The 23,368-nt window shown below is 59.4% G+C and carries 16 protein-coding genes; all 16 read right to left on the bottom strand.

Going from position 1 to position 23,368, the window contains the following annotated elements:
- Positions 1–4: 4 nt before the first annotated feature.
- The gene (fliG, locus tag LOY35_RS08065) at positions 5–1,024 is read right to left on the bottom strand and encodes a flagellar motor switch protein FliG (RefSeq protein WP_024778656.1); all 1,020 of its coding nucleotides are present in this window, start codon (positions 1,022–1,024) and stop codon (positions 5–7) included.
- Positions 1,017–2,801 (bottom strand): flagellar basal-body MS-ring/collar protein FliF, encoded by a 1,785-nt coding sequence (gene fliF / locus LOY35_RS08060; RefSeq protein WP_258631869.1) that lies wholly within the window; start codon positions 2,799–2,801, stop codon positions 1,017–1,019. The genes fliG and fliF overlap by 8 nt, the downstream gene beginning before the upstream one ends.
- A 15-nt stretch (positions 2,802–2,816) precedes the next feature.
- Complete coding sequence (gene fliE, locus LOY35_RS08055) at positions 2,817–3,143, bottom strand: flagellar hook-basal body complex protein FliE (RefSeq protein WP_041020343.1); 327 nt, start codon at positions 3,141–3,143, stop codon at positions 2,817–2,819.
- Positions 3,144–3,359: 216 nt separating this feature from the next.
- On the bottom strand, positions 3,360–4,739 hold the full coding sequence (locus LOY35_RS08050; protein WP_258631868.1) for a sigma-54 dependent transcriptional regulator: 1,380 nt from the start codon (positions 4,737–4,739) through the stop codon (positions 3,360–3,362).
- Positions 4,740–4,744: 5 nt separating this feature from the next.
- Positions 4,745–5,935 carry a PAS domain-containing sensor histidine kinase gene (locus LOY35_RS08045; RefSeq protein WP_258633506.1) on the bottom strand — a complete coding sequence of 397 codons (1,191 nt, stop codon included), beginning with the start codon at positions 5,933–5,935 and terminating at the stop codon, positions 4,745–4,747.
- Between the two features lie 250 nt (positions 5,936–6,185).
- Positions 6,186–7,661 carry a sigma-54 dependent transcriptional regulator gene (locus LOY35_RS08040; RefSeq protein ID WP_258631867.1) on the bottom strand — a complete coding sequence of 492 codons (1,476 nt, stop codon included), beginning with the start codon at positions 7,659–7,661 and terminating at the stop codon, positions 6,186–6,188.
- Between the two features lie 169 nt (positions 7,662–7,830).
- A complete protein-coding gene (locus LOY35_RS08035) occupies positions 7,831–8,127 on the bottom strand; it encodes a flagellar protein FliT (protein ID WP_258631866.1) in 297 nt (98 codons plus the stop codon).
- 11 nt (positions 8,128–8,138) lie between these two features.
- Positions 8,139–8,534, bottom strand: coding sequence for a flagellar export chaperone FliS (gene fliS, locus LOY35_RS08030; RefSeq protein ID WP_109751342.1), 396 nt, complete (start codon positions 8,532–8,534; stop codon positions 8,139–8,141).
- A 130-nt stretch (positions 8,535–8,664) separates the two neighbouring features.
- Positions 8,665–10,095, bottom strand: coding sequence for a flagellar filament capping protein FliD (gene fliD / locus LOY35_RS08025; RefSeq protein ID WP_258631865.1), 1,431 nt, complete (start codon positions 10,093–10,095; stop codon positions 8,665–8,667).
- An 82-nt stretch (positions 10,096–10,177) separates the two neighbouring features.
- Complete coding sequence (locus LOY35_RS08020; protein WP_258631864.1) at positions 10,178–10,543, bottom strand: flagellar protein FlaG; 366 nt, start codon at positions 10,541–10,543, stop codon at positions 10,178–10,180.
- 72 nt (positions 10,544–10,615) lie between these two features.
- A complete protein-coding gene (locus LOY35_RS08015) occupies positions 10,616–11,464 on the bottom strand; it encodes a flagellin domain-containing protein (RefSeq protein ID WP_258631863.1) in 849 nt (282 codons plus the stop codon).
- Between the two features lie 338 nt (positions 11,465–11,802).
- Positions 11,803–12,729, bottom strand: a complete 927-nt coding sequence (locus tag LOY35_RS08010; protein ID WP_258633504.1) for a ketoacyl-ACP synthase III — start codon at positions 12,727–12,729, stop codon at positions 11,803–11,805.
- 331 nt (positions 12,730–13,060) lie between these two features.
- Positions 13,061–15,967 carry a TIGR00180 family glycosyltransferase gene (locus tag LOY35_RS08005; protein ID WP_258631862.1) on the bottom strand — a complete coding sequence of 969 codons (2,907 nt, stop codon included), beginning with the start codon at positions 15,965–15,967 and terminating at the stop codon, positions 13,061–13,063.
- A 64-nt stretch (positions 15,968–16,031) separates the two neighbouring features.
- Complete coding sequence (locus LOY35_RS08000; RefSeq protein WP_258633502.1) at positions 16,032–19,613, bottom strand: glycosyltransferase; 3,582 nt, start codon at positions 19,611–19,613, stop codon at positions 16,032–16,034.
- A gap of 109 nt (positions 19,614–19,722) precedes the next feature.
- Positions 19,723–21,288 carry a flagellar hook-associated protein 3 gene (locus LOY35_RS07995; protein WP_258631861.1) on the bottom strand — a complete coding sequence of 522 codons (1,566 nt, stop codon included), beginning with the start codon at positions 21,286–21,288 and terminating at the stop codon, positions 19,723–19,725.
- A gap of 13 nt (positions 21,289–21,301) precedes the next feature.
- A complete protein-coding gene (flgK, locus tag LOY35_RS07990; protein WP_258631860.1) occupies positions 21,302–23,368 on the bottom strand; it encodes a flagellar hook-associated protein FlgK in 2,067 nt (688 codons plus the stop codon).

Here is a 23,368-nt window from a genome sequence, read left to right as displayed (position 1 = left end):
GACCTTAGATCATCTCTTCGCCGCCCTTGCCACCGAGCACGATCTCTCCGGCTTCGGCCATGCGGCGGGCGATGGTGAGGATTTCTTTCTGCGCGGTTTCCACGTCGCTGACACGCACCGGGCCCTTGGCCTCGAGGTCGTCGCGCAACAGTTCGGCCGCCCGTTTGGACATGTTCTTGAAAATCTTTTCCTTGACGCCTTCGTCCGAGCCCTTGAGCGCCAGGACCAGCACATCGGAGGACACCTCGCGCAACAGCGCCTGGATGCCACGGTCGTCGACATCGGCCAGGTTGTTGAACACGAACATGAGGTCTTCGATCTGACCGGACAGATCTTCGTCGAACTCGCGGATCGAGTCCATCAGTTGACCTTCGATCGAACTGTCGAGGAAGTTCATGATGTCCGCCGCGCGCTTGATGCCACCCAGGGTGGTGCGCGAGGCATTGGAATTGCCCGAGAACTGCTTCTCGAGAATCTGGTTCAATTCTTTCAGGGCCGCCGGCTGCACGGTGTTGAGCGAAGACACCCGCAAAATGATGTCCAGCCGCACCTTGTGGTCGAAGTTGCCCAGCACTTCACCGGCCTGGTCCGGATCGAGGTAAGCCACCACGATCGCCTGGATCTGCGGGTGCTCGTAACGGATCACGTCGGCTACCGCCCGCGGCTCCATCCACTTGAGGCTGTCCAGGCCGCTGGTGTTGCCACCCAGCAGGATCCGGTCGATCAGGCCGTTGGCCTTGTCCTCGCCCAGGGCCTGGGTGAGCATTTTGCGCACGTAATCATCGGAACCCACACCCAGGCTGGTCTGATCGCCAACGATGTCGACGAACTCGCTCATCACCTGCTCGACCTGCTCGCGGTGCACGTTCCCCATCTGGGCCATGGCCACGCCCACACGCTGGACCTCCTTGGGCCCCATGTGGCGCAACACCTGGGCAGCATCGGTCGAGCCCAGGGACAGCAGCAGAATCGCGGCTTTGTCGACCCGGGACAATTTGGCAACAGCGGCTCGATTATCACTCATCTGCGTTGATCCACTCTTTCACGACCTGGGCCACGCGACCCGGGTCTTCTGCCACCAGACTCTTGATGGCGTTCAACTGAGCGTCATAACCTTCGCTCGGGCTTGGCAGCAGAATGCTCTGCGGCCCGCCGAGGCTGACGCGATCGTTAGCCAATTCGCCATCCAGGCCGCCCATGCCTCCCAGCTCTACATCGCCCAAGCCAGCCAGCTGCTTGTTCTTGCCGCCGTTGGTGATGTTGTTGAGCACCGGACGCAGGACACCGAACACCAGCACCAGGATGAACACCACACCCAATACTTGCTTGACCACATCCCAGAACCAGGGTTGCGAATAAAACGGAATATCGGCGATGACTTCACCACGCTCCGAGGAGAACGGCACGTTGATCACACTGACGCTGTCGCCACGGCTGGCGTCGAAACCGACGGCGTCCTGGACCAGGCGAGTGAAGCGCGCCAATTCGTCGGCGCTCCATGGCGCGCGACTGGTTTCGCCGTTGGCCGGGTTGACCTTGATCTGGTCGTCCACCACCACCGCAACCGACAGGCGCGTCAAACGACCCTGCTGTTGCTTGGTGTGGCTGATGGAGCGGTCGAGCTCGAAGTTCTTGGTCGACTGTTGGCGCTTGTCGGCCGGGTACGGGGCAAGCATCGGTTGGCCGGTGGCCGGGTCCATGATCTGCTGGCCGTTGGCATCCACCAGCGGCTGGCCTGGCTGCACCATGCCGGCAGCAGCGGTAGCGCCACCGGTGGTTTGCGGCGCGCTGGCCGGCGACGGCGGCTGATTACTCAAAGCGCCGGGCACGCCTTGCGGGCCGTTGCTGGCGGTGCGCTGCTCGTTCACCGACTGCTCGCTGCGCAACGCCGGTTGATCGGGGTTGAACTGCTCGGACGTCGACTCGACCGCGCTGAAATCCACGTCTGCCGAAACTTCGGCCTTATAGCGGTCGTTACCCAGGATCGGTTGCAGGATGTTGTGCACCCGCTGGGTCAGCATGCCTTCCATGCGACGACTGTAATCGAACTGCTTGCCGGCCATGGTCAGCGCGGAGTTTTCCACCTGGTCGGACAGCAAGTTGCCTTTCTGGTCGACCACGGTGATCTGGGACTTGCTCAATTCCGGGACGCTGGTCGCCACCAGATTGACGATGGCAAGGACCTGGCCTGGCTCCAGGGCGCGACCTGGATACAGTTCAACCAGGACCGACGCGCTTGGCTTGCGCTCGTCACGCACGAACACCGAGCTTTTCGGAATCGCCAGGTGCACACGGGCACCCTTGACGTTGTTCAGGCTGGAGATGGTACGTGCCAGCTCGCCTTCCAGGCCGCGACGATAACGGGTCGCCTCCATGAACTGGCTGGTACCCAGGCCCTGGTCCTTGTCGAGGATCTCGAAACCGATGTTGCCATCGGTAGGCGTCACGCCGGCGGCGGCCAGCTTCAGGCGCGCACGGGCCACGTCGTCGGCCTTGACCAGCAAGGCGCCGGAATTCGGCTCGACGGTATAGGGAATGTCGGCGGAAGCCAGGGTTTCCATGACTTGCTTGGCGTCCATGCCCGCCAGGCTGCCGTAGAGGGGACGGTAGTCTGGCTGCTGGGACCACAGCACCACGGCGAAACCAATAGCCACGCTGGCAGCCAGGCCGACCAACAGGCCCACCTGACGCAACATGGTCATCTCGGAGAGGTTTTCCAGGAAGGACAGCCCGAACAGCGGCGGTTTGCCGTCTGGTGGGGTGGCCTTGGCCGGAACGTTATCTACGGCTGCTTCTGCCATGACTCAATAGCTTCCTTAGACCGGCATCTGCATGATGTCTTGGTAGGCCTGGACCAGTTTGTTGCGAACCTGGGTCAGGGCCTGGAACGAGACAGTGGCTTTCTGCGAAGAAATCATTACGTCGGTCAGGTCGACGCCACTTTTGCCAATTTCAAAGGCACTGGCTAATTGGTTCGACGCCTGCTGGGTATCGTTCACTTTATTGACGGCCTGGCCAAGCATGTCGGAAAAACTGCTGCCGCCCACCTGGGGCACCGCGACCGATTTTGGCTGCGACATGGCGTCCATCTGCATGGCCCGCATGTCCAGCATCAACCGATTAAATTCAATACCTTGGCTCATGGTCTACTCTCTCTGGCGGCCCGCGTTTTTTTGACGCTTACTCGTAGGGTACACAGGTGTTAGCAACAAGGGTGCCAGCTCCATGGCGATAGCAATAAACTCATGTGGGAGCGAGCCCGCTCGCGAAAGCGGTGGGCCAGTCAACATCTGCATTGGCTGACCCGACGCTTTCGCGAGCAGGCTCGCTCCCACAAGGGGATTCCCGGTGTACACGACTCAACTGGCGAACAGATACGCCTCGACATCCATCCCCGCATCACGCATCTGCGCCAGCTTGTAACGCAGGGTGCGCGGGCTGATACCCAGGCGTTCGGCCGCTTCCTTGCGACGTCCGCGTTCGGCGCGCAGGGTGTCGATGATCATCTGGAATTCGCGTCGACGCAGGTCCTCTTCCAGCGCGCCGGCCAACTCGTTTTCCACCTCTACCCTCGGCGGGACCGGCGCCAGCGTCGGCAGTGGCGCGCAGGCCACGGGACCCGCCAGGCAGAAATCCTCCGGCTGGATCAAACCACCCTGCTGCAGGATCAATGCACGCTGAATGGCGTTATCCAGCTCCCGCACGTTTCCGGGCCAGGGATAGGCAATCAGGCACGCCTTCGCCTCGGGCGAAAGTCTTGCCGCTGCATGCTTCATTTTATTGACGTGCCGGGCCAGCAGACGCTCGGCCAGCGGCAGGATATCGGCAGTGCGCTCGCGCAATGGACGCCAGGCAAGGGGGAATACCGACAGACGGTAGTAAAGGTCCTCGCGAAAACGTCCTGCCGCCACCTCTCCGGCCAGATCCCGGTTGGTGGTCGCCACCACGCGGATATCCAGGCTGATGGGCTTGCGCCCGCCCACCCGCTCCACTTCCCGCTCCTGCAAGACCCTCAACAGCTTGGCTTGCAAGCCCAGGGGCATCTCGGAAATCTCATCGAGCAAGATAGTGCCGCCATCGGCCTGCTCGAACTTGCCCGCCTGGGCCGCAATGGCACCGGTAAACGAGCCCTTTTCGTGCCCGAACAGCGTCGCTTCAAGCATGTTGTCGGGAATCGCCGCGCAGTTGATGGCGATGAACGGTTCGTTGGCGCGACGGGATTGCTGGTGGATGTAGCGCGCCAGCACTTCCTTGCCGGTACCCGACTCACCGGAAATCAACACGGTGGAATCGCTACGCGCCACCCGCGCGGCCAACTCGAGCAATTGAGCGCTGGCCGGTTCGAGCGCCACCGGCCCCTCCCCCTCGACCGCAGGAACGCCCAGCGCATGGCGAGCCACCAGATCGAGCAGCGCCTTGGGCTCGAACGGCTTGACCAGGTAATCCGCGGCGCCCTGGCGCATGGCATCCACCGCCCGCTCGACCGCCCCATGGGCCGTCATCAGCAAGACCGGCAACTGCGGCTGGCGAGCACGCAACAGCCCCAGCAATTGATGGCCGTCCATGCCCGGCATGTTCACATCGCTGACCACCAGGCTGAAGGTCTCCCGGCCCACGGCCAGCAATGCGTCCTCCGCCGAACCGACCGCCGCGTAATCGTGCCCCGCCAGCAGCAGCGTGTCGGCCAACGCTTCGCGCAGGGCGCGGTCATCCTCAACCAGCAAAACCTTGATCGCCATCGACTTCACTCCACCTCCGGCGCGCCGGAAAACAGCGGCAGGAACACCAGCGCGCAAGTACCACGCCCCAACCGCGAACGTAGTTGCAATTCTCCCTGATGGGCACGGGCCACAGCCTTGACCACGGTCAGGCCGAGGCCGGTCCCGGTGGTCTTGGTCGTGAAGAACGGTTCGCCGAGACGCGCCAGCACTGCCGGCTCGATCCCGCCGCCATTGTCGCTGACACACAGGCGCAAGGTGTTGTTGCGGCTATACAGGTGAACCTTCAGTCGTACATCCTCGCCACTGGCCTGGATGGCATTCTCGATGAGATTCAACACCGCGCCCACCAAGGTGTCGCGGTTGCAGAGGACTTCCCCGGCATGGCTGTCGCACTGCCAACGGATTGGCAGACCCTGCACATGAGTCAACGCCGCGGCTTGCAAGGATTGCAAGAGAGCCTTTGGCGTGACGCGGTCGGTCAGTGGCAGCTCGCCACGGGCGAACACCAGCATGTCCCGCACTTGATGCTCGAGCTCATGCAAGCGCTCTTTCAGACGCCCGGCGAAGCGCTGCTGGGTTTCCATTGGCAACTGCTGCTCCGTCAGGTGACTGGCGTATAGCAACGCGGCGGACAATGGCGTGCGAATCTGGTGAGCCAGGGACGCCACCATGCGCCCCAGGGACGACAAGCGTTCGTGACGGGCCAATTGGTCTTGCAAGTGACGGGTTTCAGTCAGGTCGTTGAGCAGCACCAACTGGCCGGGTTCGGCATCCAGCGAGCGCGTCGAGATGGACAGGCGCCTGCCGTCCTTGAGGGACACTTCATGACCGTCGTCCTCGCGGGGAGCAAAACAACGCGCAATGACGTGCCGCCACAGCTCCCCTTCGAGCGGCAACCCGAGTAGCTCGCAGGCCGCCGGGTTGGCTTCGCGGACGAAACCATGGGCGTCGATAACGATGACGCCGCCAGGCAACAGGTCCAGCAGGTTCTGCAGCCGGTTGGCCAGGCGCTCTTTTTCCGCCAATTCCTGCATGCGCTGGGCGCTGACCACCGCCAGCTCGCCCTTGAGCTCAGTGACCCGGGCTTCGAGCAGACTGTAGGAATCGGTCAGCTGGCTGGACATCTGGTTGAACAGCGAAAACGCCTGCTCGAGTCCAGGGCGGCTTGCCTGCTCGGCGGACGGCATGAGCCCCGACTCAGGGACAGGAGACATCTGGACGTGGGCGGCTTGGCTCATCGAACTCTCTCGCTTGGCTGACCGTCATTTAAACGGTCTGTTGAGAGAGCTTTAGCAATAGCCGTGCCGGAAGGTGGTGAATATGAACCGAGCCGTAGCGGCGACTTTGTGGCGAGGGGATTTATCCCCGCTGGGCTGCGTAGCGGCCCCAAAAACAGGGCCGCTTCACGCCCCAGCGGGGATAAATCCCCTCGCCACAAAAAATCATGCGGTCATGAGACAGGCGTCAATCATCCGCCTGTTCATCGCCTTCACGACGACTCATGCCGTACTTGCGCATCTTCTCCACCAGGGTGGTGCGACGGATGCGCAGGCGTTCCGCTGCACGAGCCACGATACCGTTGGCGTCGTCCAGGGCCTGCTGGATAAGCCCCTGCTCCAGGCCACCCAGGTAATCCTTGAGATCGAGGCCTTCCGGGGGCAGCAAGGCACTGCTGGTGAAATCCGGTGTGTGGCCGTTGATCGCCACGCGCTCTTCCAGATCGCTGCGCAGGCTGTCGACCATTTGCTCGTCTTCGTCGTCAACGTAGCGGAATTTCTTCGGCAGCTCAGCCACACCGATCACGCCATAGGGGTGCATGATCGCCATGCGCTCCACCAGGTTGGCCAATTCGCGGACGTTGCCCGGCCAGCCATGGCGGCACAGGGACATGATCGCGGCCGAATTGAAGCGGATCGAACCGCGCTTTTCGTGCTCCATGCGCGAAATCAGCTCGTTCATCAACAGCGGAATGTCCTCGACGCGCTCACGCAACGGGGCCATTTCAATCGGGAATACATTGAGGCGGTAATAGAGGTCTTCGCGGAAACTGCCGACCTCGATCATGCTCTCGAGGTTCTTGTGGGTCGCGGCAATGATCCGCACGTCGACGCTCTGGGTCTTGTTGCTGCCCACGCGCTCGAAGGTGCGCTCCTGCAGAACCCGCAGCAGCTTGACCTGCATCGGCAACGGCATGTCGCCGATTTCGTCGAGAAACAGCGTGCCGCCGTTGGCCAGCTCGAAACGCCCGGCCCGGCTGGTGATCGCGCCGGTGAAGGCGCCCTTCTCGTGCCCGAACAGCTCGCTTTCCAGCAACTCGGCCGGAATTGCGCCACAGTTCACCGGCACGAATGGCGCTTCGCGACGCTTGGAGTGGTAATGCAGATTGCGCGCAACCACTTCCTTGCCGGTGCCCGATTCGCCCAGGATCAGCACACTGGCGTCCGTATCGGCGACCTGCTGCATCATCTGGCGCACGTGCTGGATCGCGCGACTGGTGCCGACTAGGCTGCGGAAAAGGTTGGGTTCGCGATGCCTGCCGCGCTCACGTGCCTGATCGTACATCTCGCGGTAAACCTGGGCGCGATGCAGCGAATCGAGCAATTTGCTGTAGCTGGGCGGCATTTCGAGCGTGGAAAGCACTCGGCGACGCTGGTCCTCAGGCAAGTCAAGGGAAGAATTTTCGCCCATTAACAAAACCGGAAGGAACTCATCCCAGGTTGAGAGTGTCTTTAGCAAGCCCAATAGAGTTGCGGGGGCATTTACGGTCCCGATGAGGACGCAAATGACTTCACGACTGGACGCCAGCGAGCCGACGGCCTGCTGCCAGTCATGGCTTCCGCAAGGTAAATTTTCTTCGCCAAGAAAATTTAAAATCACCGCCAGGTCACGGCGGCGGACGCTGTCGTCATCGATCAGGAGAATTTTGGTTTCACGCCACATGCAATAGCAACTTCCCTAGTCAACTCAGTGCCCGAAATTAGGGGGCAAGCTAGACGCTTGCAGACTTGTCATGCCTGTAGACGCCTGAAATCTGTAAACAGCTACTAGTTAAGTCAAAAAACGGTGCACAGTCAAATTTATGGCGCACTTTGTTCGGATTAACTGAGTATTAACCGAACAGATGGTAAACCTTTGCAGCGTTTTGTGCTTGATGGATCTGCTGCATCTCGTCGACGACCGCCTGACGTTCTCCCGTCGCCGCCTCCAGCAACTGCCGATACACTCCCAGCAACTCCTCAAGATTCAGCCGCAATGCCACCTCGTCCACCTGGGACTCGCTCAGGACGTCTTCCATGCAGGAACGACAAGCCAGGTCCAGCTGACCGATGGCCTCCCAGTTTCGCTCGGCCAGGGCATCTACCAAGGCATCACGGGTTTGTTCGATTCGCTGCAGGACAAGACTCATGAGAGTACCCCTTAGAATTGCGGACCAGGCGCGGCAATGGCATCCCAGCCTTCCTTGACCGTGCGAAGCAGATCGGTGACTTCGTCGAGGATCTTCGGATCGGCCTTCACGTTGGCTTCGGCCAGGCGCTTCATCATGTAAGCGTAAAGAGCATCCAATTCAGCGACCGACTCGGCCTGGTTTTCCAGGTCCAGGCCTTCGCGCAAGCCACCGACGATGCCGATGGCCTTGCTGATCAGAATGCCTCTGTTTGCAATATCCTTGCGCTCCATCGCGCCCTTGGCCTGGGCGATACGATCCAGCCCGCCTTCCATGAGCATCTGCACAAGACGATGGGGACTTGCTTCAGAGGTTTGCGCCTGGGCGCCAATCTTCTGGTATTGGCGAAGGGCTAACATCGGATTCATGTTCTACCTCATCAAAAAACTTCGGTTCGTATAAACAGCGTATCGACGCCGCGTCAAAAAACTTTAGATTGAAAAGCCAAAAACCCGGAACGTTGTCAAACGTTGCCGGGCTTTTGGCATCGGTCGAAAATCAGCTGTTTTTCTGCTGTGCCGTCAAGGCTTCGAACATCGAGGTGATGTTGCTGGCAGTGGCTTTCAGCTTCCCGACCAAGGTATCCATGTCGTTGTACTTTTTGGTCAGCGTGGCAGTCAGGGTCTCGACCCGGCGATCCAATGCTTCCTGATCGTTCTTCAGGCGGGTCTGGGTCCTGCTCAGTGCCGAGGTCCGCTGATCGAGAATTCCACCCGTCTGACTGTAAGATTCGATCGCCTTGCCCATGCGCTCCAGCAGCCCATTGGTGCCCGTGAACAACGTTTGGACTTCACCGCTGAGCTTTTTGTCGTTCATCGCCGTGTTGAACTTGGTGGTATCGAAGTTCAACGCGCCGGTCTTCTGGTCAGTGGTAATACCCAACTGGGCCAGAGACGTCAGCTTGTCGCCAGCGCCGGTTTCAGACAAGGGCGTTCGAATCGCTGCCAGCAGCGAGCGAGGCAATGCGTCACCGGTCAATTTAGCCGACACCGTCAGCTTCCCATCAGCGTCGAGGGATGGCTTGGTCAGCGCGGTGATGCTATTGGCGATCGCGTTATAGGCATCGACGAATTTCTGGATCGAGGCTTTCAGGCCGTCGTTGTTCGGTGCCACGGTGACGGTTGAAGTGCCCCCGTCCGCTACTCCGAGCAAATTCAATGTCAATCCGGAAATCGCCGTGCTGACCGTATTGCTCTTACTGGTCAGCGCCATGCCATCGACGGAAAACTTGGCATCCTGGGCCAGAGCACCAATGGCGCCCGCCGAAGCGGCCGTCAGCGCAGCACCGCCGGCACCCACGACGTTCGTCCCATCGATCTCCAACCCCGCGATACCGCTCACCGAGATGTCGGAACCTGCGCCGGTAGTGCTTGAACCCAGCACCAGACGCGAACCGAAAGAGTCGGTGATAATGTTGGCACTGAAACCAGCAGCTTTGAGCGAAGTGTCGGCGTTGATCGCGTCACGAACAGATTGCAGGGTCGCACCGGACGCCACGTCGAGGTTGTAGTCGACGCCGTTCTGCTTGATGGTCAACGTACCGCTCGGAATCGCACTGCTAGTGCCACCGGCGAAGGCTGCCGAGGTGACCTTGGAAGCCGTTGCGATATTCTCGACCTTGATTGCATAGGTACCGCCCACCGCAGAGTTGCTGGCGGTTGCCGTCAGAACAGTGGGGGTCGAGGATGTTGCAGCAAAACCCGAGAATTGCGGGGTCGTGGTGCTGGACAAGTCCTTCATGGCGGTATTGAAAGCTGCCAACAACGACTTCAGGGTTCCTACCCCGGAGATACTGTTGGTAGTCGTCGTCGTCGCTCGGGTGATCTGACCTTGCTTGGCGGCCTTGTCGGAATCGACCAGTGCCTTGACGATCGCAGTGGTATCAAGGCCAGAGCCTAGACCCAGGCCAGGTAGAATTGGACTTGCCATGTGGGACTCCCTTCAGTGTGTCGCCGGCCTTTTGACCTTTACAACGCCCAAAAGAACATAACAACAAAATTCGTGCCGGTTGTCAGGCTTCAGCGCTGAACAACAAGCTGCTTGCATCATTCAAACTGTTGGCCAGTCTCAGAACTTCTTCGTTCGGGATCTGGCGAATCACCTCACCGGAACCACTGGCAATCACTTTGACCACTACTTTGCCTGAAGGCTCATCAATAGAGAACTCCAGATTGCGCTTTACCGACTGAACGAACTTCTCGATTTCCTGAACGGCCTTCTTGAGTTTGTCCTGCTCGGCGGCAGCATCTTCAGGCGCTTGCTTGACCGGTGTTACGGCAGCAACGTCGGCTTGAGGCTTCTCCACTGGCTTGTCGGCCACAGCAGGTGCCGGCTTCGCCGCTGGATAAGACAAGTTCAGCTTCACGCTCATATCCATGTCCATCACCTCTTGAACGGAAAAAGCGAGAGAGCACGCAAGCGCACTCCCCCGCTAAAACTCATCCGGCTATTACTGAAGCAGCTTCAGTACAGCGGATGGCAGTTGGTTGGCCTGCGCCAGAACCGAGGTAGACGCTTGCTGCAGAGTCTGCTGCTTGGTCAGTTGTGCAGTTTCAGCAGCGAAGTCGGTATCTTGTACGCGACCCAGTGCAGCACTGGCGTTTTCGTTGATGTTCTGCAGGTTGGAGATGGTGCTGTTCAGACGGTTCTGGGCAGCACCGAGGTCAGCACGAGCACTGTTGATGGTGTCGATCGCGCTGGTGATTGCGTCCATGGCGGCCGAGAAGTTGGTTTCAGCAGTAGTGCTGTCGGAACCAACGATGGTGATCGCCGAGTCAACACCCAGAGTAGCAGCGTCGAAGCTGGCGCTCAGGGTCAGGGTGATCTGGTTGTCAGAACCGTTGTTGGAGCCGACCTGGAAGGTCATGGTGCTCGCGGTACCGTCAAGCAAGTTCTTGCCGTTCAGGTTGGTGCTGTTGGCGATACGGGTCAGTTCATCGCTCATCTGCGAGAACTCTTTGTTCAGAGCAATACGGTCATCTGCGCTGTTGCTGTCGTTACGAGACTGGATGGCCAGTTCACGCATACGTTGCAGAATGTTGGTTTGCTCCTGCATCGCGCCTTCAGCGGTCTGCGCCATGGAGATACCGTCGTTGGCGTTCTTGATCGCCATGTTCTGACCGCGGATTTGCGAGGTCATACGGGTAGCGATCTGCAGGCCGGCGGCGTCGTCTTTGGCGCTGTTGATTTTCAGGCCGGAAGACAGGCGGGTCATCGAAGTGGACAGAGCATCGGAAGCCTTGTTCAGGTTCTTCTGAACGTTCAACGATGTGACGTTAGTGTTTACTGTTAAAGCCATGACGAATTCCTCGTTGGTTGGGTACTGCGGCTTCCGGCCCTGGCAACCGCCGGGTGTGGCCTAGAGAACCTTCGTAATAGTTATCGTCGGATTGGGAACTTGCTTGAGGGCTTTTTTCAAAAAATTTGCTAGCAGGTGGCCACCCCTTGAGAAACAAGGGGTTAGCTCAGGGAAAAGGCTCGAAAAATGACGCCAAAAACCTGCTCCACCCAATTGCGGGCAAAAAAAAGTGGGAACAGGCTTGTTCGCGAAAGCGGTAGGTCAGCTTGTATCCGTGCCGAATCTACCGACGCCTTCGCGGGCAAGCCCGCTCCCACATCACATCTCAGGTTGATTGATCAGTCGCGATAGAGAATCGCCGACCCCCACGACAGGCCCACGCCGAAACCACTGATTGCCACGCGCTTCCAGTCAGCATCCAGCACGTGCTTTTCCAGTAGCAACGGAATGCTCGAGGAGACGGTATTCCCGGTCTCGACCATGTCCTTGATGAATTTCTCAGGCTTGTCTTCGAAACGTCGCGCCACCGCATCGACAATCGCCGCACTGCCCTGGTGGATGCAGAACGCGTCGATGTCGCCGGGCTGCAATGACGACTCGCCCAGCAGTTCGTGCAAGTGAGCCGGTACTTTTAGCAAGGCAAAGTTGAACACCTGGCGCCCGTTCATGAAAAACACACCGTCACTGACCTTCAGATGCGGTGCTCCGGAACCGTCGGTGCCAAACTTCGCCTTGCCCAGTTGCCAGATCGCCTCCTCGCCCATCCACGTCGCGGTGGCGGCATCACCAAATAGCATGGTGGTGTTGCGATCTTCAGGATCGACGATTTTCGAGTAAGGATCAGCCGTCACCAACAAGCCATTCTTCAGCCCTGCGGCTTCCATGAAACCTTTCAGGGCGTAGATGCCGTACACATAGCCCGAGCAGCCCAAGGAGATGTCGAACGCTGCGACATGGGTCGGCAGGCCCAGCTTGTGCTGTACGATGGCTGCTGTATGAGGCAATCCTTCTTCGTCACCGTTCTGGGTGACGACGATCAGCGCATCGATCGACTCGCGCTTGAGCTCGGGATTGCTGGCGAACAACGCGTTCACCGCTTCGACACACAGGTCCGAGGTTTCCTGGTCCGCGCCTTTGCGCGGCAGGAACGCCGAACCGATCTTGCCAAGGATGAATTCCTCATCCTTCTCGAATTTGGCACCCTGAGCGTAGTTATCCACACCAGCGGTCGGCACATAACTCGCTATGCTTTTTATGCCAATCATCATGGCTTCCCGATCATGAACAGCGACTAGGTTCACCCCCAAAAGCTCAGGGGCGCTTCAAATGGTTGATTTCCAAGGGCGGCCGCCTGGTCTGGCGAACGGACGAACCTCCACTCCATGGAACACAATACAGTGGAGATGCACTTTATGACCTATGCGTCACGCCGTTTTGTCCTGAAGGGGCATTTTTTCATGACAAACGAAGCCGTGTCACTTCCAGAGTCCGTGTCGGACACCGGATAAGAATCCTGGGGATGGCGGCGTGATCAGAAGAAAAGACGCCGGCAGGTTTCAACTGCCGGCGTTGAGGGAAAGCCTCGTACGGCTTGAGCTACGCAGCAGGTCCGTCCAGCAATTCGGTCCAGGGTACGTTGCGCACCGGTCCCAGGGTGAAACCTACGCCTTCCAACGCCAGGTTCCCGTTGTAGAACCGATCCTGGGCCAACGTCCCGGACCACTTTTCACGCAGTGCCGCACGTGCCTGTGGCGTACTCGCCAGGACGCCGGACTGAATGACCTGCACATGCGGAGTCCATACCGTCAAGTAACCGGCCTGGCCGACTCTGAGACAAAGATCCACATCTCCCAGGGCCTCGTCGAACAAACCGCTGTCTACGCCGTCAGCCGCTTCGAATAACTGCTTGGAAATCATCAGGCAGGCAAAGGACACCGCCGAGCAATTCTGCTCGACGACGAGTCTGTTCATGTAGCCTCTGGCACTCTTCGATTCGCCAACGAATGCCGAGCCGACTTCGCCGTTCAAGCCCAGGATCAGGCTCGCCTGGGTGACACGTCCATCGCGCTCGATCAGCTTGGCACCGACCACGCCGACTTCCGGACGCAAGGCCTGATTGAGCAGTGATTCGATCCAGTTGACGTTCACTATCTCGCTGTCAGCCGCCAGCGTCACCAGATAGTCGCCCTTGGCCTCCTGGCTGGCCGCGTTGATCAATGAGCCCGTCGCCATGCCTGGTTCAATATCCAACAAGCGAATACGACTTGCCTGGTGTCCCTGCCCCTGGAGCCAGGTACGCAGCACAGCGTTGTCTGCCGCAGCGGCGCAGAGCAACACCTCGTAGCGCTGATATCGCGTGCGCTGCAGTACGCTGAGCAGGCAGCGTTGAAGGGGCGTCAGATCGCAAGCGCCATGGACGATGATCGACACCATGGGCCGTTCGGCAAAGCGGTAGTCGATTTTATGCGTACCCGGCACGACCGCACTCACATCGGCCTGATAGCCACGAGCCGCCAGATGACGCAGCAGGGTCCTGCGCTCGTCGGCGTTGTCTTCCACCGCCGGCGCCTGGCAAATCAATAGAGGCTCATCCAGGTGGGCAAGCCCCTCCAGGCCATCCTGCTCGATCAGGCGCAACAGCAGATCGAACTCCATCGCATTCTTGAACTCACGCGAATAACCGCCGAGTCTGACCAACGTCTCGCGTCGTACCAGCCAATGCCGGGCCATCAAGGCCGGTGAACTTTGCAGCAAGTCAAGGTTGAACCCTGGCCGGAAGACATCGGCCAGCGTCCCGTCGGGCTGGCGCTGAAACTCATCCATTGCCACGGCCTGGCATTGTGGCGCGGCCAGCAATTCCACACCCGCTCGAAACAGACCGCCCGGCGTCAATTCATCGCCGGCCTCGGCCATGACCATCCAATCACAATCGCTCTGGCTGATAACCTGATTGATTTTGTCGACGTAGTTACTTTCGTTGACTTTGACAAAATGCAGGACTTGCTTTGGCGTCGTCTCGGCCGGCAGGTCCCCGGTAGTAAACACGACAATCTTGAACGCCCGGCAATAGCCATTTATCACGCTGTCGAAAGTTGCCTGCATCTTGAAGATGTCGGCGTCCAGATCCAGGATCAAGATGCCGAACGTCGGACCTCCTTTGCGAGCGGCCAGATATTTGGACACTTTCTGGGCTTCACTGGCGCTTGGTTCACGCGCCTCGAGCCAGCGCAGCAATTGGCCGGAGTGCGTGGCGTCGAACAACCTCGCGGTGTTTTCAAACGCCGCCGCCTTGAGCCGTGGTTCCCAGGCCTGGAGCATTTGCACGTAGCGCTTGTCACCCTTGGCCTGCATGACCTCGAACAGCTGCTCCACCAGATCCTGGTTGAAGGCATAACTCAAGAAAGCCCTCGCCAGCTGTTCATCAAGCGGCTCGGCGCTGGTGTTGCGCTGGGGGCGAGACAGTTCCTTCTGCTTGAGCATGACGGCTTCCAGCTCCTTCAACTGCACCGTCCCGCTTGGCGCCGCATGAAGCAGGAACTCCAGCGAAGTGAGCACGTCGAAAAAAACCTGGTTATAAAAGGGCAACTCAACGTATTGCGTCGGCTCAAAACGCCGAACCGGTTCGCCACGCCGGGAGTCCCAGGTCGACTCGAACAGTTTCTCGGACTGCGGCACCGCACGCTCGACCAGCTTCTTGAGCATGGCTCGAACATGTTCCCGCGCCGAAGCATCCGTACCCAAGACGTCGGCCAACATCGTGCCCATGCGTTCCTGTTCGGCGGCTGCTCGCAAGTCCTCGGTACCAAGCGCCATACCAACCGGGTTCCGTGGCTTCGCCACGCGACTGCGCTCGTGTACAGCGTAAGGAATGTCCAGCAAACGGACCTTTGCGTCCACCACCAGCCCAAGAGAATGGCCAGCCTCCTGCAACCGGGAATCAAAACCGGCGGGCAACAAAGCGTAACTGCGCCGTAGGGTTTCAGTTCGTGTGAGGGCATTCGCCAGGGACGGGCAATCCTCGGCAAACACGGCCAGCCGGGCGTCGACCGATGCGTTGGAGTAATCTTCACAGCCTTTGCGATCAAGCAAGTAATAGTCAACACGATCGGCATGCGCCTCGAATGCCAGGCTATAGCCTTGACAGGCACTGTATTGCGCATGCGCCTCCAGGAAACTCAATGCCTGCTCGAGCGCTTCGGGCAGCAGGAAGCTCTCGGCATCGGCAATCGCCAGGTAAGGCGTGGCGACTCGCTCAACGGCCTGGCGAACCTTGTCGCCGAAACCAATGGCCGTGGGTGTGTGCAGGTATTGCACACCGGGGCACGCTGCCGTGATATCAGCGTCGATCAGGCTCGATGAGTCGATCACCAATATGGCGAGCGAACTGTCGCGGTAGTGACGCAACGCCCGCCGCAAGGCAGTCGACTGGTCGTGAGCGAGCAGCACCAGGGTAACCCGTTCATTGAACGGCGCAGTCGATCCTGCTGGGACATTGCTTTGCATATTCATTCCTTAACGAGCGAGGTGGCCGCACCCGCGATGACCGGGGTCTCGCGATTGAAACCCATCAATCCGGTAGCCAACCATTGGCCCAATACTGCAGGTTATCGCCGCGCAAGATAAAGTCGCGCAGCACCACTTCACGTAATTCGTCACCCATCCGGTAGCTGGCAATCGGATCTGCCAGGTGCATACGGATTGCCTCCAGCCACTCTTCCGTGCTGTTGGTGAGGACCCGTGTACAAGGCAGGTGCCCCCGGTATGCCTCGGTATCCGAACAAATGACCGGATAGCCGCACGCACCGTATTCCAACAGGCGAAGATTGCTTTTACAGTCGTTGAAAATATGGAATTCCAACGGTGCCAAGGCCAGGTCGAGATTCAGGCTGGCAAGCTTCTTCGGATAATCCGCCAGGTTCACGCCCTGATGAAACTCATGGACATAGGGCTTGAGTAAATCGGGACACATGCCAAAGAAAACCCATTCGACTTCATCAGCCAATTCCCGGACGACATCGGCGATGAGCTCCAGGTCGCCGCGGTGGCTGGTGCCCCCTCCCCAACCGACACGCGGCTTGCTGGAGGTTGCACGCTGGCTTCTGAGCCGGCTCCACAGGCCAGCAGCCAGCATGTTCGGCACGACGCGGATGTCGTGGTGCATGCTGGACAAGACGTCCGCCAGCGGATGGGTTGACACCACGACCCGGTCACACAGGCCGATCCCCCTGCGTAGCATGTCCTCCAGGTTGTCCGGCATGTTGCGGCGGTGTTCGTTTTTTTCCGGGACCTTGGCGATGTAGTCATCCAATTCGTAGATGCGCATGGCGTTGGAGTAAGTCTTGACCTGAGTAATGTCCTTGAACTTACCCACGTTATAGCGACCTTGCAGGATGATCACATCCGGTGACTGACGCTCGATGTCGATGATCGAAGGCGTATCGTAGGCCACACGCCCCACGACTCGCCCAGCCGCTTCCAGTTCGAATAACGGTTGGCTGACGCGGTAATGCCCCACCGCCGAGGTATTGACCGCGAGCCCCAGGATCGAAGGAACGTTGCGTGTGACCAACGGATTCCAGCCGGTGCGTGGTCCAGGCTCAAGACTGAAACTTTTCCCGGTCAAGGTCAGGTTACGGTTGTAGGCAGGATCATTGGCGATCCTGGGCAGCCAGCGCCGGTAGAACGCCTCTTGCTCGTGCTCCAGCCGCTGCTTCCACTCAGCATCACGACTGGCTTCCACACCGGCCGCCAGCACGACGTCACTGTAAGGGGTGGTGACGATCAGGTAACCGTTTTTTCCGATCTGCTGGCATAACTCCAAAGAGTTGATCCGCTGCGTAGTGATCGACTCATCGAAGCCGCCGACTTCCTCCAGAACCTGCTTGCGCACCAACAGGCAGTGATCGCCGACAGCGCTCCAGTTCTGCACCGTCTGCAAGCGCTGCATATAGCCGCCAGACGTTACCGACTCGTTGACGAAAGCCCTGCCCGCCAACCCACCCAGTCCCATGATCATGCCGGAGTCAATGACCCGACCTTGCTGGTTGAGTGTGCGAGGCCCCACGATCCCCACCTCGGGACGCAGCGCATGATTGAGCAGCTCATCCAGCCAGGCAGCTTCCAGCACGATGCAATTGGCGTTGAGCAACAACAGGTACTCACCGCGGGCATGCTGTACGGCGAAATTGCGGATCACGGCTTCGCTGCCGCTTCCCGGGTGCAGGAATATCCGCAGCTTGTCACTGCCCAGCTCGGCCATGGCCCGCAGCCAATGCTGCAGCTCGGGGGTTTCACTGGCGTTATCCACAATGATGATTTCGTAATGCGCATACGTGGTCGTGCTGATCAGGCTGTTTACGCAACGCTCCAGCGCGCCCAGGTCATCCTTGACGCTGATGACGATCGACACCAGAGGGCGCTCATCGAACAGGTATTCGATACGCGGGACCAGCGCCAGGAGCGGCCCCGGATGAAGCCGGTGCGGCACGCCGATACGCTGTAGATGAGTGCTGATCAGCCGGGCGTTTTGCTCGATGACTTCGGGCAACGACAGCCATTGGGCAAACGAGAGCGTCGATTCAACCTGGACTTCCGGGATGTGACTGATGACCTGCGGCCCATCCGTCTCCACCAATCGCCAGATCAAGTCATGAGGCGCCAACTCGCCCAGGCTCGAATCGAATCCGCCCGAGGCCAGGAATCGGGCACGCTGGAAGGCCAATGTCCGGCCTACGTAGGGATAACCGCGCATCAGATCGAGATTGAAGTCGGGCTTGAAGATCGGCCCCACCGACTTGTCATCCACCAACGCACCTTCATCGCTGTAGATACAGGCAGAAGCCGGCGAGCTGACAATCCGGTCGGCCATTATCAGCAGCGCTGATTCCGTCAAGCGATCGCCGGCACGCAGCAGATAGAACCAGTCGGCCCCGTCCAGTTGAGGCAACAGCCCATTGAGCTGCTGCGCCCAGTCCGCTTGCAGGCCAAGGCGCATGACATGGTTGTCCACGGCCTGGCGCCCATTGGACAGCAACAGCACCGATTCGCAGGCATAGGTTTGGGCAGCGATGCTCTGCAGGGTAATACCCAACGCATAAGGATCGTCCTGCTCATCGATGATGACCGGTACGATCATCGGTCGATAGGCCCAGCGAGCAATCTGCCGGGACAAGACTTGCTTGCGCATTGGGCTGAAACGTCGACACGCCAACCATTGCGCATAGAGGTCTGTGTAACTTTCGATGTCAGTACCAACTTGTGAGCCGATGACACCCTGGCGAGTCGCAATAATCGAGTAAACGTTGATTTCTTCCCACTCGGACGTCTCCGAGTCCTTGCTGCGCTCCAGCGCCAGGTAACGCACCCAGCCACTGGCTGGCGCCGGCTCGCTACTGCGCTGGGCCAGCATTTCCTTGAGCCACGTCAGCTCTACCGTTGCCGCGTCAAGCATCTTGGCCTGACGCGCCAGGCGCTCCGGATGCAACCGCTGGCCGCTTCCCTCGGCGTAAAGCTGAACCAGATTACCCCGGCGCAGCAGGCAGATGAACAAGGCAAAATCGAGGACAGCCTCGAAACCTTCACCGGGCCTGGCCAAGGCTGGCAGCAAGGCTTCGACATCTGCGCGACGCATTAATGCGCCACTAAGACCGCCGAGAATATTGCGGGTGGTTTTTTCAAAATACGCCAGCATGTCGTTGCCGTTGAACATTGCATCGAACAGCGTGATGCCCGTGTTTTCAACGCGTACCGGCAAGGCAAAATTGTCTGCATCGATTAAATGATGCTTGTTGATCACCAGTGATACTTGCGCATGCTCTTGCAGGATGGCCGCCTGCTGTTTGACGCAGAACGCCAGCAACTGGTCGTCGTCGCACAGGAACTTGATGAATTCGCCCCGGGACTCTTCAAGGCAGCGCAACAGATTCTGCTGGAATCCCAGCCGAGTCGGGTTGTGCAGGTAGCGCACCGCAACACGGGAGCTCACGCCAACTTGCTGAACAATCTGCTCGATTTCATCGGTGCGGCAATCGTCGCAGATGACAACTTCAAGGTTCTCGTAGGTCTGCTCGAGCGCGCTTTGCAAGGCGAGGCGGAAAAAGCGTGGGTTGAACGCGGGGATGGCAATGCTGACAAGAGGAGCTGATTTCACACGCATGGCTCTCAACCGTTGGGCGCCAACTCAGGCGAGAGCAGGACGTCCTGAATCGTATAGAGGAACGGGTCAGGGACCGCACATATCGTCACGGTCCCTGCCCGAATCACATTTTGTTGAACAAGCCCAATTGAGCGATCTTGCTGAACGCCAACTGCGACGCCTGCAGCATAGTCTGCTGCAAGGTCAGGCGCGTCATCACTTCGGCCGGATCGGAATCACGGATTGCAGACTGGGTTTGCGAGTTCGCCAAGACAAAGCTCTGATTGGTATCGCTCTGGGTATCGAGCGCCTGTCCGCGGCCGCCGACCGAGCTCAGTGCACTGGTCAACTGGTCGGTGCCGCTGGCCAGGTTACCAATACCCGAAGCCAATGCCGCATTCAGTTTCTGGATAGCGATGTTGTCACCATCGGCTGGCGTGTTCAAAGCCGTCCGCAACTGGCTCACGGTGTCCAGGATGTTCTGCGTCTCATGGGTATTGACCGCGATGCTGAACTGATCGTTGGCGGCCGGGGCACCATTGAGGGTAAAACTCACACCGGATGCAGTGGCAACGTTGCCCGCCAGCGTGCCGCTGGACACCGGTTTGCTGTCAGCAGTCAGTGGCGCGGCGTATAGATCGAAATCCGTGGCGCTGGTGAACTTCAGCACCGCCGCCCCCGTCGGGAAGCTGGAGTGGTAGGCCACCGGATCGGTGATTGCGCTACCGGTGATCTGGGTTGCGGTGGAATTGCCCGGGCTACGGGCCGGAGCGAACGAGTCGGGCTTGGCAGCCAGAGTGAAAGTATGACCAGGCAAAATCGTGCCAGCCACATCGCCCGCATGGAGGTTGACGTTCAAGGTCAAGTCGACGCCACGAAAGCTCACAGTCTGCCCGATCTGGTTGTTCGGCTCGATGACCCCGCCCTTGCTGGCTTCGGCAGTCACATCATTGCCGCTCGAATCGGTGATTTTCAACTGGGTGCCGCTGGCAAACTCCACGGTGTACGGCTCGCCACTGCGGAACTGGCTATTGTAGGTCACACTGGAGGACACTTGGCCGTTGGTCAGCACGACGCGACCGTCATCCACCGCCGGCGCGGTCATGGTGACCTGGCTGCGGCTGGTGTTGATGGCTTGCTGGAACGCATCCCAGCCGGTGCTGTTGGTGGCCATGGACATGGTGTCGCCGATCGGCAGGTCAAGGGTGACCTGGTCACCGTTATAGCTGTAGCTGCCGTCGTCGTTACGGGTGAACGGTACGACATCGCCCTTGGAACCGGCAAAGATGTATTTGCCGTTTTCATCCTTGGTGTTCATCAGGCTCAGCAACTGATCTTCGATCGAACCCAATTCCGAGGCAACCGCTTTGCGGTCCGAGTCGGTGTAAGCGGCGTTACCGGCACTCACGGCCAATTCCTTGGCGCGCTGCAGCACATTACCAATACTGGTCATGACCGCTTCAGTCGTCCCAAGGGTCGCCTTGATGGTGGTGACGTTAGTTTCGTATTGGGAAAGCATCGAAGCCTGGTTTCCCAACTGCAGCAGGCGCGAAGCGCCCACCGGATCATCAGCGGCGGTGTTCACACGCACCAGGCTGCTGGCTTCTTCGCTGGTCTTGACCACTTTGGCGAAGTTTTTCTGGTAGTTCGCAGCCGTGCTTTCGTAAAACTGAGAAGTAGAAATGCGCATGGGCTACGGCTCCTTAAAGACTGTTGATCAATGTGCTGAAGATTTGCTGCGCCGCCTTGATGATCTGCGAAGACGCGGTGTAGTACTGCTGGAACTTGACCAGGTTGCCAGTTTCTTCGTCCAGGTCCACGCCTGACAGCGAGTCGCGGGCGTTCTTGGCGTTGTTCAGGATCGCACCGGTGGCGGCGCTGTCGAGCTTGCCCTGGGCAGCCTTGGAACCCACGCCCTCCACCAGCTTGCCGTAGGCATCACTCAGGGAAATACCGCCGCTGGAGGAACCGGTGTCGACGGTCTTGGCGGTCTGCAAACCGGCCAGGATGGTGCCGTTACGGTTGTCCAGGCTGCCCGCTTGGCTGACGCTGACGTTGATCGCGGCACCGTTGGACGGTGCTCCGGCGATGGACATGGCGAAGCTGACGGTGCGCTGCACCGGCGGCACCGACGAATCCATGATCGGGTTGCCGCTGGCGTCCTTCAGCGGAACGCTCAGGTTCAGGGTATTACTTTGGCCGGGCGTGATCGTACCGTTGCTGAGCTCATTGCCCTGGGCATCGAGCAGTTGGTAAGCCTGGCTGGCGCCGCCGGCGGAGATCGCACCGAACAGTACCTTGACCGGCATGGAGGTCTTGATGCCGTTCTGGATGACGCTGGTAGTGGCCGCGTCATAGATATCCAGCTTGGTCGTCAGGGTCGGCTGCCCACTGGCCGGAATGGTCAGCGTGCCGCTGCCGCCCGCTGCGATGGCTGCACCCAGCGGTGCGGCAATCGCCAGCCGCTTGGAGTCGGTCATCTCGGTCTTGATGTTGCCCGCCGCGTTGCGTGTCGGGGTGAGCTTGAACGAGTCGCCGGCCGCCGCGGTGCCGTTGGCGAAGGTCATCGAGAAGCCGTCGATCACCGGTGGTGGCGTGGTCGCGGTGCTGAACGCACCCATCGACGATCCGTCAGGCAAGCGCTGGACGGTGTAGTTGGTACCGCTGGTGAAGGTCACCTTGTAGTCGTTGATGGTCAGTTTGCCGGCGTCGGTGATGGCCACATTGAAATTGCCGGAGCCTGCACTGTTGTTCAGCGCGGCAACGCTGCGCTGACTGACCTGCGCGGCGCTGTTGATGTCATTGAACAGGTTTGAACCAAAGGCACCGTTCATGTCGATGCCCGACGCCTGCACGGTGTTCATCTGGTCAGCGACCACCAGGGCGACGCGACCCAGTTCGTTCATCGCCGGGTCGAGAACCGTGCTGCGATAGCGCATCAGGCCACCGATCTCGCCGCCAGTGAGCACCGAGGTGAGGTCCATGGAGCTGGAGCCGCTGTTGAGCTGGATACCCATGCGCCCCGGATCGTTCTTGTCCGGCACGGCTTCCAGGGTATTGACGATGGTGCCCATCACCAGCGGCTGGCCGGAACCCAGGTAGATGTCCAGGCTGCTGCCGTTTTCCACGACTTGGGTGCCGGTGAACGTCGACAGTTGGCGAATGGCTTCGCCACGGGAATCCAGCAGATCATTAGGCGCGCCGCCGGAGTTGGAGACTTCGGCGATTTTCTTGTTCAGTTGGGCAATGGTGACAGCGAGGTCGTTGACCTGGTTGACCATGTTCGACAAGTTGCCGTTGATGTTCTGGCTCTGCTCGGTCAACTGGCTGGAAATCGAGTTGAACCGGTTGCTCAAGGCCTGGGCATCGCTGAGCAGCAACTGACGGGACGCATCGTCACCCGGCTTGGCATTGACGTTCTGCACCGACGCGAAGAATTTGGTCAGCGCGCCGTTGAGGCCGGTGCCGCTGTCCGAGAGCAAGGAGTCCAGAGGCGTGATCTGGCCCTGGTAAGCCGCCGCATCGCTGTTGAGCGAGGTGGTGGTTTTCAGCTGTGCTTCAAGGTAGGAGTTGTAGACCCGACGCACGTCGGCCAGGGTCGTACCGGAACCAATGAACACGTTGCCGTATTGATTGGAGGCCTTGGTGGTCTGCACGGTCTGCTGACGCGAATATCCGGCGGTATCGACGTTGGCAATGTTGTTACCCGTGGTCACCAACGCGGTCTGGCTGGCTGACAGACCCGACATCCCTATATTGAGCAAACTCAT

This window comes from Pseudomonas sp. B21-028, from assembly GCF_024749045.1.
Classification (GTDB): domain Bacteria; phylum Pseudomonadota; class Gammaproteobacteria; order Pseudomonadales; family Pseudomonadaceae; genus Aquipseudomonas.
This window is presented reverse-complemented; position numbering and strand designations above follow the sequence as displayed.

Excerpts from the sequence above, each read along its gene's own strand:
- fliE (WP_041020343.1), bottom strand. The coding sequence starts at position 3,143 with ATGAGCCAAGGTATTGAATTTAATCGGTTGATGCTGGACATGCGGGCC.
- LOY35_RS08010 (WP_258633504.1), bottom strand. The coding sequence starts at position 12,729 with ATGATTGGCATAAAAAGCATAGCGAGTTATGTGCCGACCGCTGGTGTG.
- LOY35_RS08050 (WP_258631868.1), bottom strand. The coding sequence starts at position 4,739 with ATGGCGATCAAGGTTTTGCTGGTTGAGGATGACCGCGCCCTGCGCGAA.
- LOY35_RS08005 (WP_258631862.1), bottom strand. The coding sequence starts at position 15,967 with ATGCAAAGCAATGTCCCAGCAGGATCGACTGCGCCGTTCAATGAACGG.
- fliF (WP_258631869.1), bottom strand. The coding sequence starts at position 2,801 with ATGGCAGAAGCAGCCGTAGATAACGTTCCGGCCAAGGCCACCCCACCA.
- LOY35_RS08015 (WP_258631863.1), bottom strand. The coding sequence starts at position 11,464 with ATGGCTTTAACAGTAAACACTAACGTCACATCGTTGAACGTTCAGAAG.
- fliS (WP_109751342.1), bottom strand. The coding sequence starts at position 8,534 with ATGAATCCGATGTTAGCCCTTCGCCAATACCAGAAGATTGGCGCCCAG.
- LOY35_RS07995 (WP_258631861.1), bottom strand. The coding sequence starts at position 21,288 with ATGCGCATTTCTACTTCTCAGTTTTACGAAAGCACGGCTGCGAACTAC.
- LOY35_RS08035 (WP_258631866.1), bottom strand. The coding sequence starts at position 8,127 with ATGAGTCTTGTCCTGCAGCGAATCGAACAAACCCGTGATGCCTTGGTA.
- flgK (WP_258631860.1), bottom strand. The coding sequence starts at position 23,368 with ATGAGTTTGCTCAATATAGGGATGTCGGGTCTGTCAGCCAGCCAGACC.
- fliD (WP_258631865.1), bottom strand. The coding sequence starts at position 10,095 with ATGGCAAGTCCAATTCTACCTGGCCTGGGTCTAGGCTCTGGCCTTGAT.
- LOY35_RS08020 (WP_258631864.1), bottom strand. The coding sequence starts at position 10,543 with ATGGATATGAGCGTGAAGCTGAACTTGTCTTATCCAGCGGCGAAGCCG.
- LOY35_RS08040 (WP_258631867.1), bottom strand. The coding sequence starts at position 7,661 with ATGTGGCGTGAAACCAAAATTCTCCTGATCGATGACGACAGCGTCCGC.
- LOY35_RS08045 (WP_258633506.1), bottom strand. The coding sequence starts at position 5,935 with ATGTCTCCTGTCCCTGAGTCGGGGCTCATGCCGTCCGCCGAGCAGGCA.
- fliG (WP_024778656.1), bottom strand. The coding sequence starts at position 1,024 with ATGAGTGATAATCGAGCCGCTGTTGCCAAATTGTCCCGGGTCGACAAA.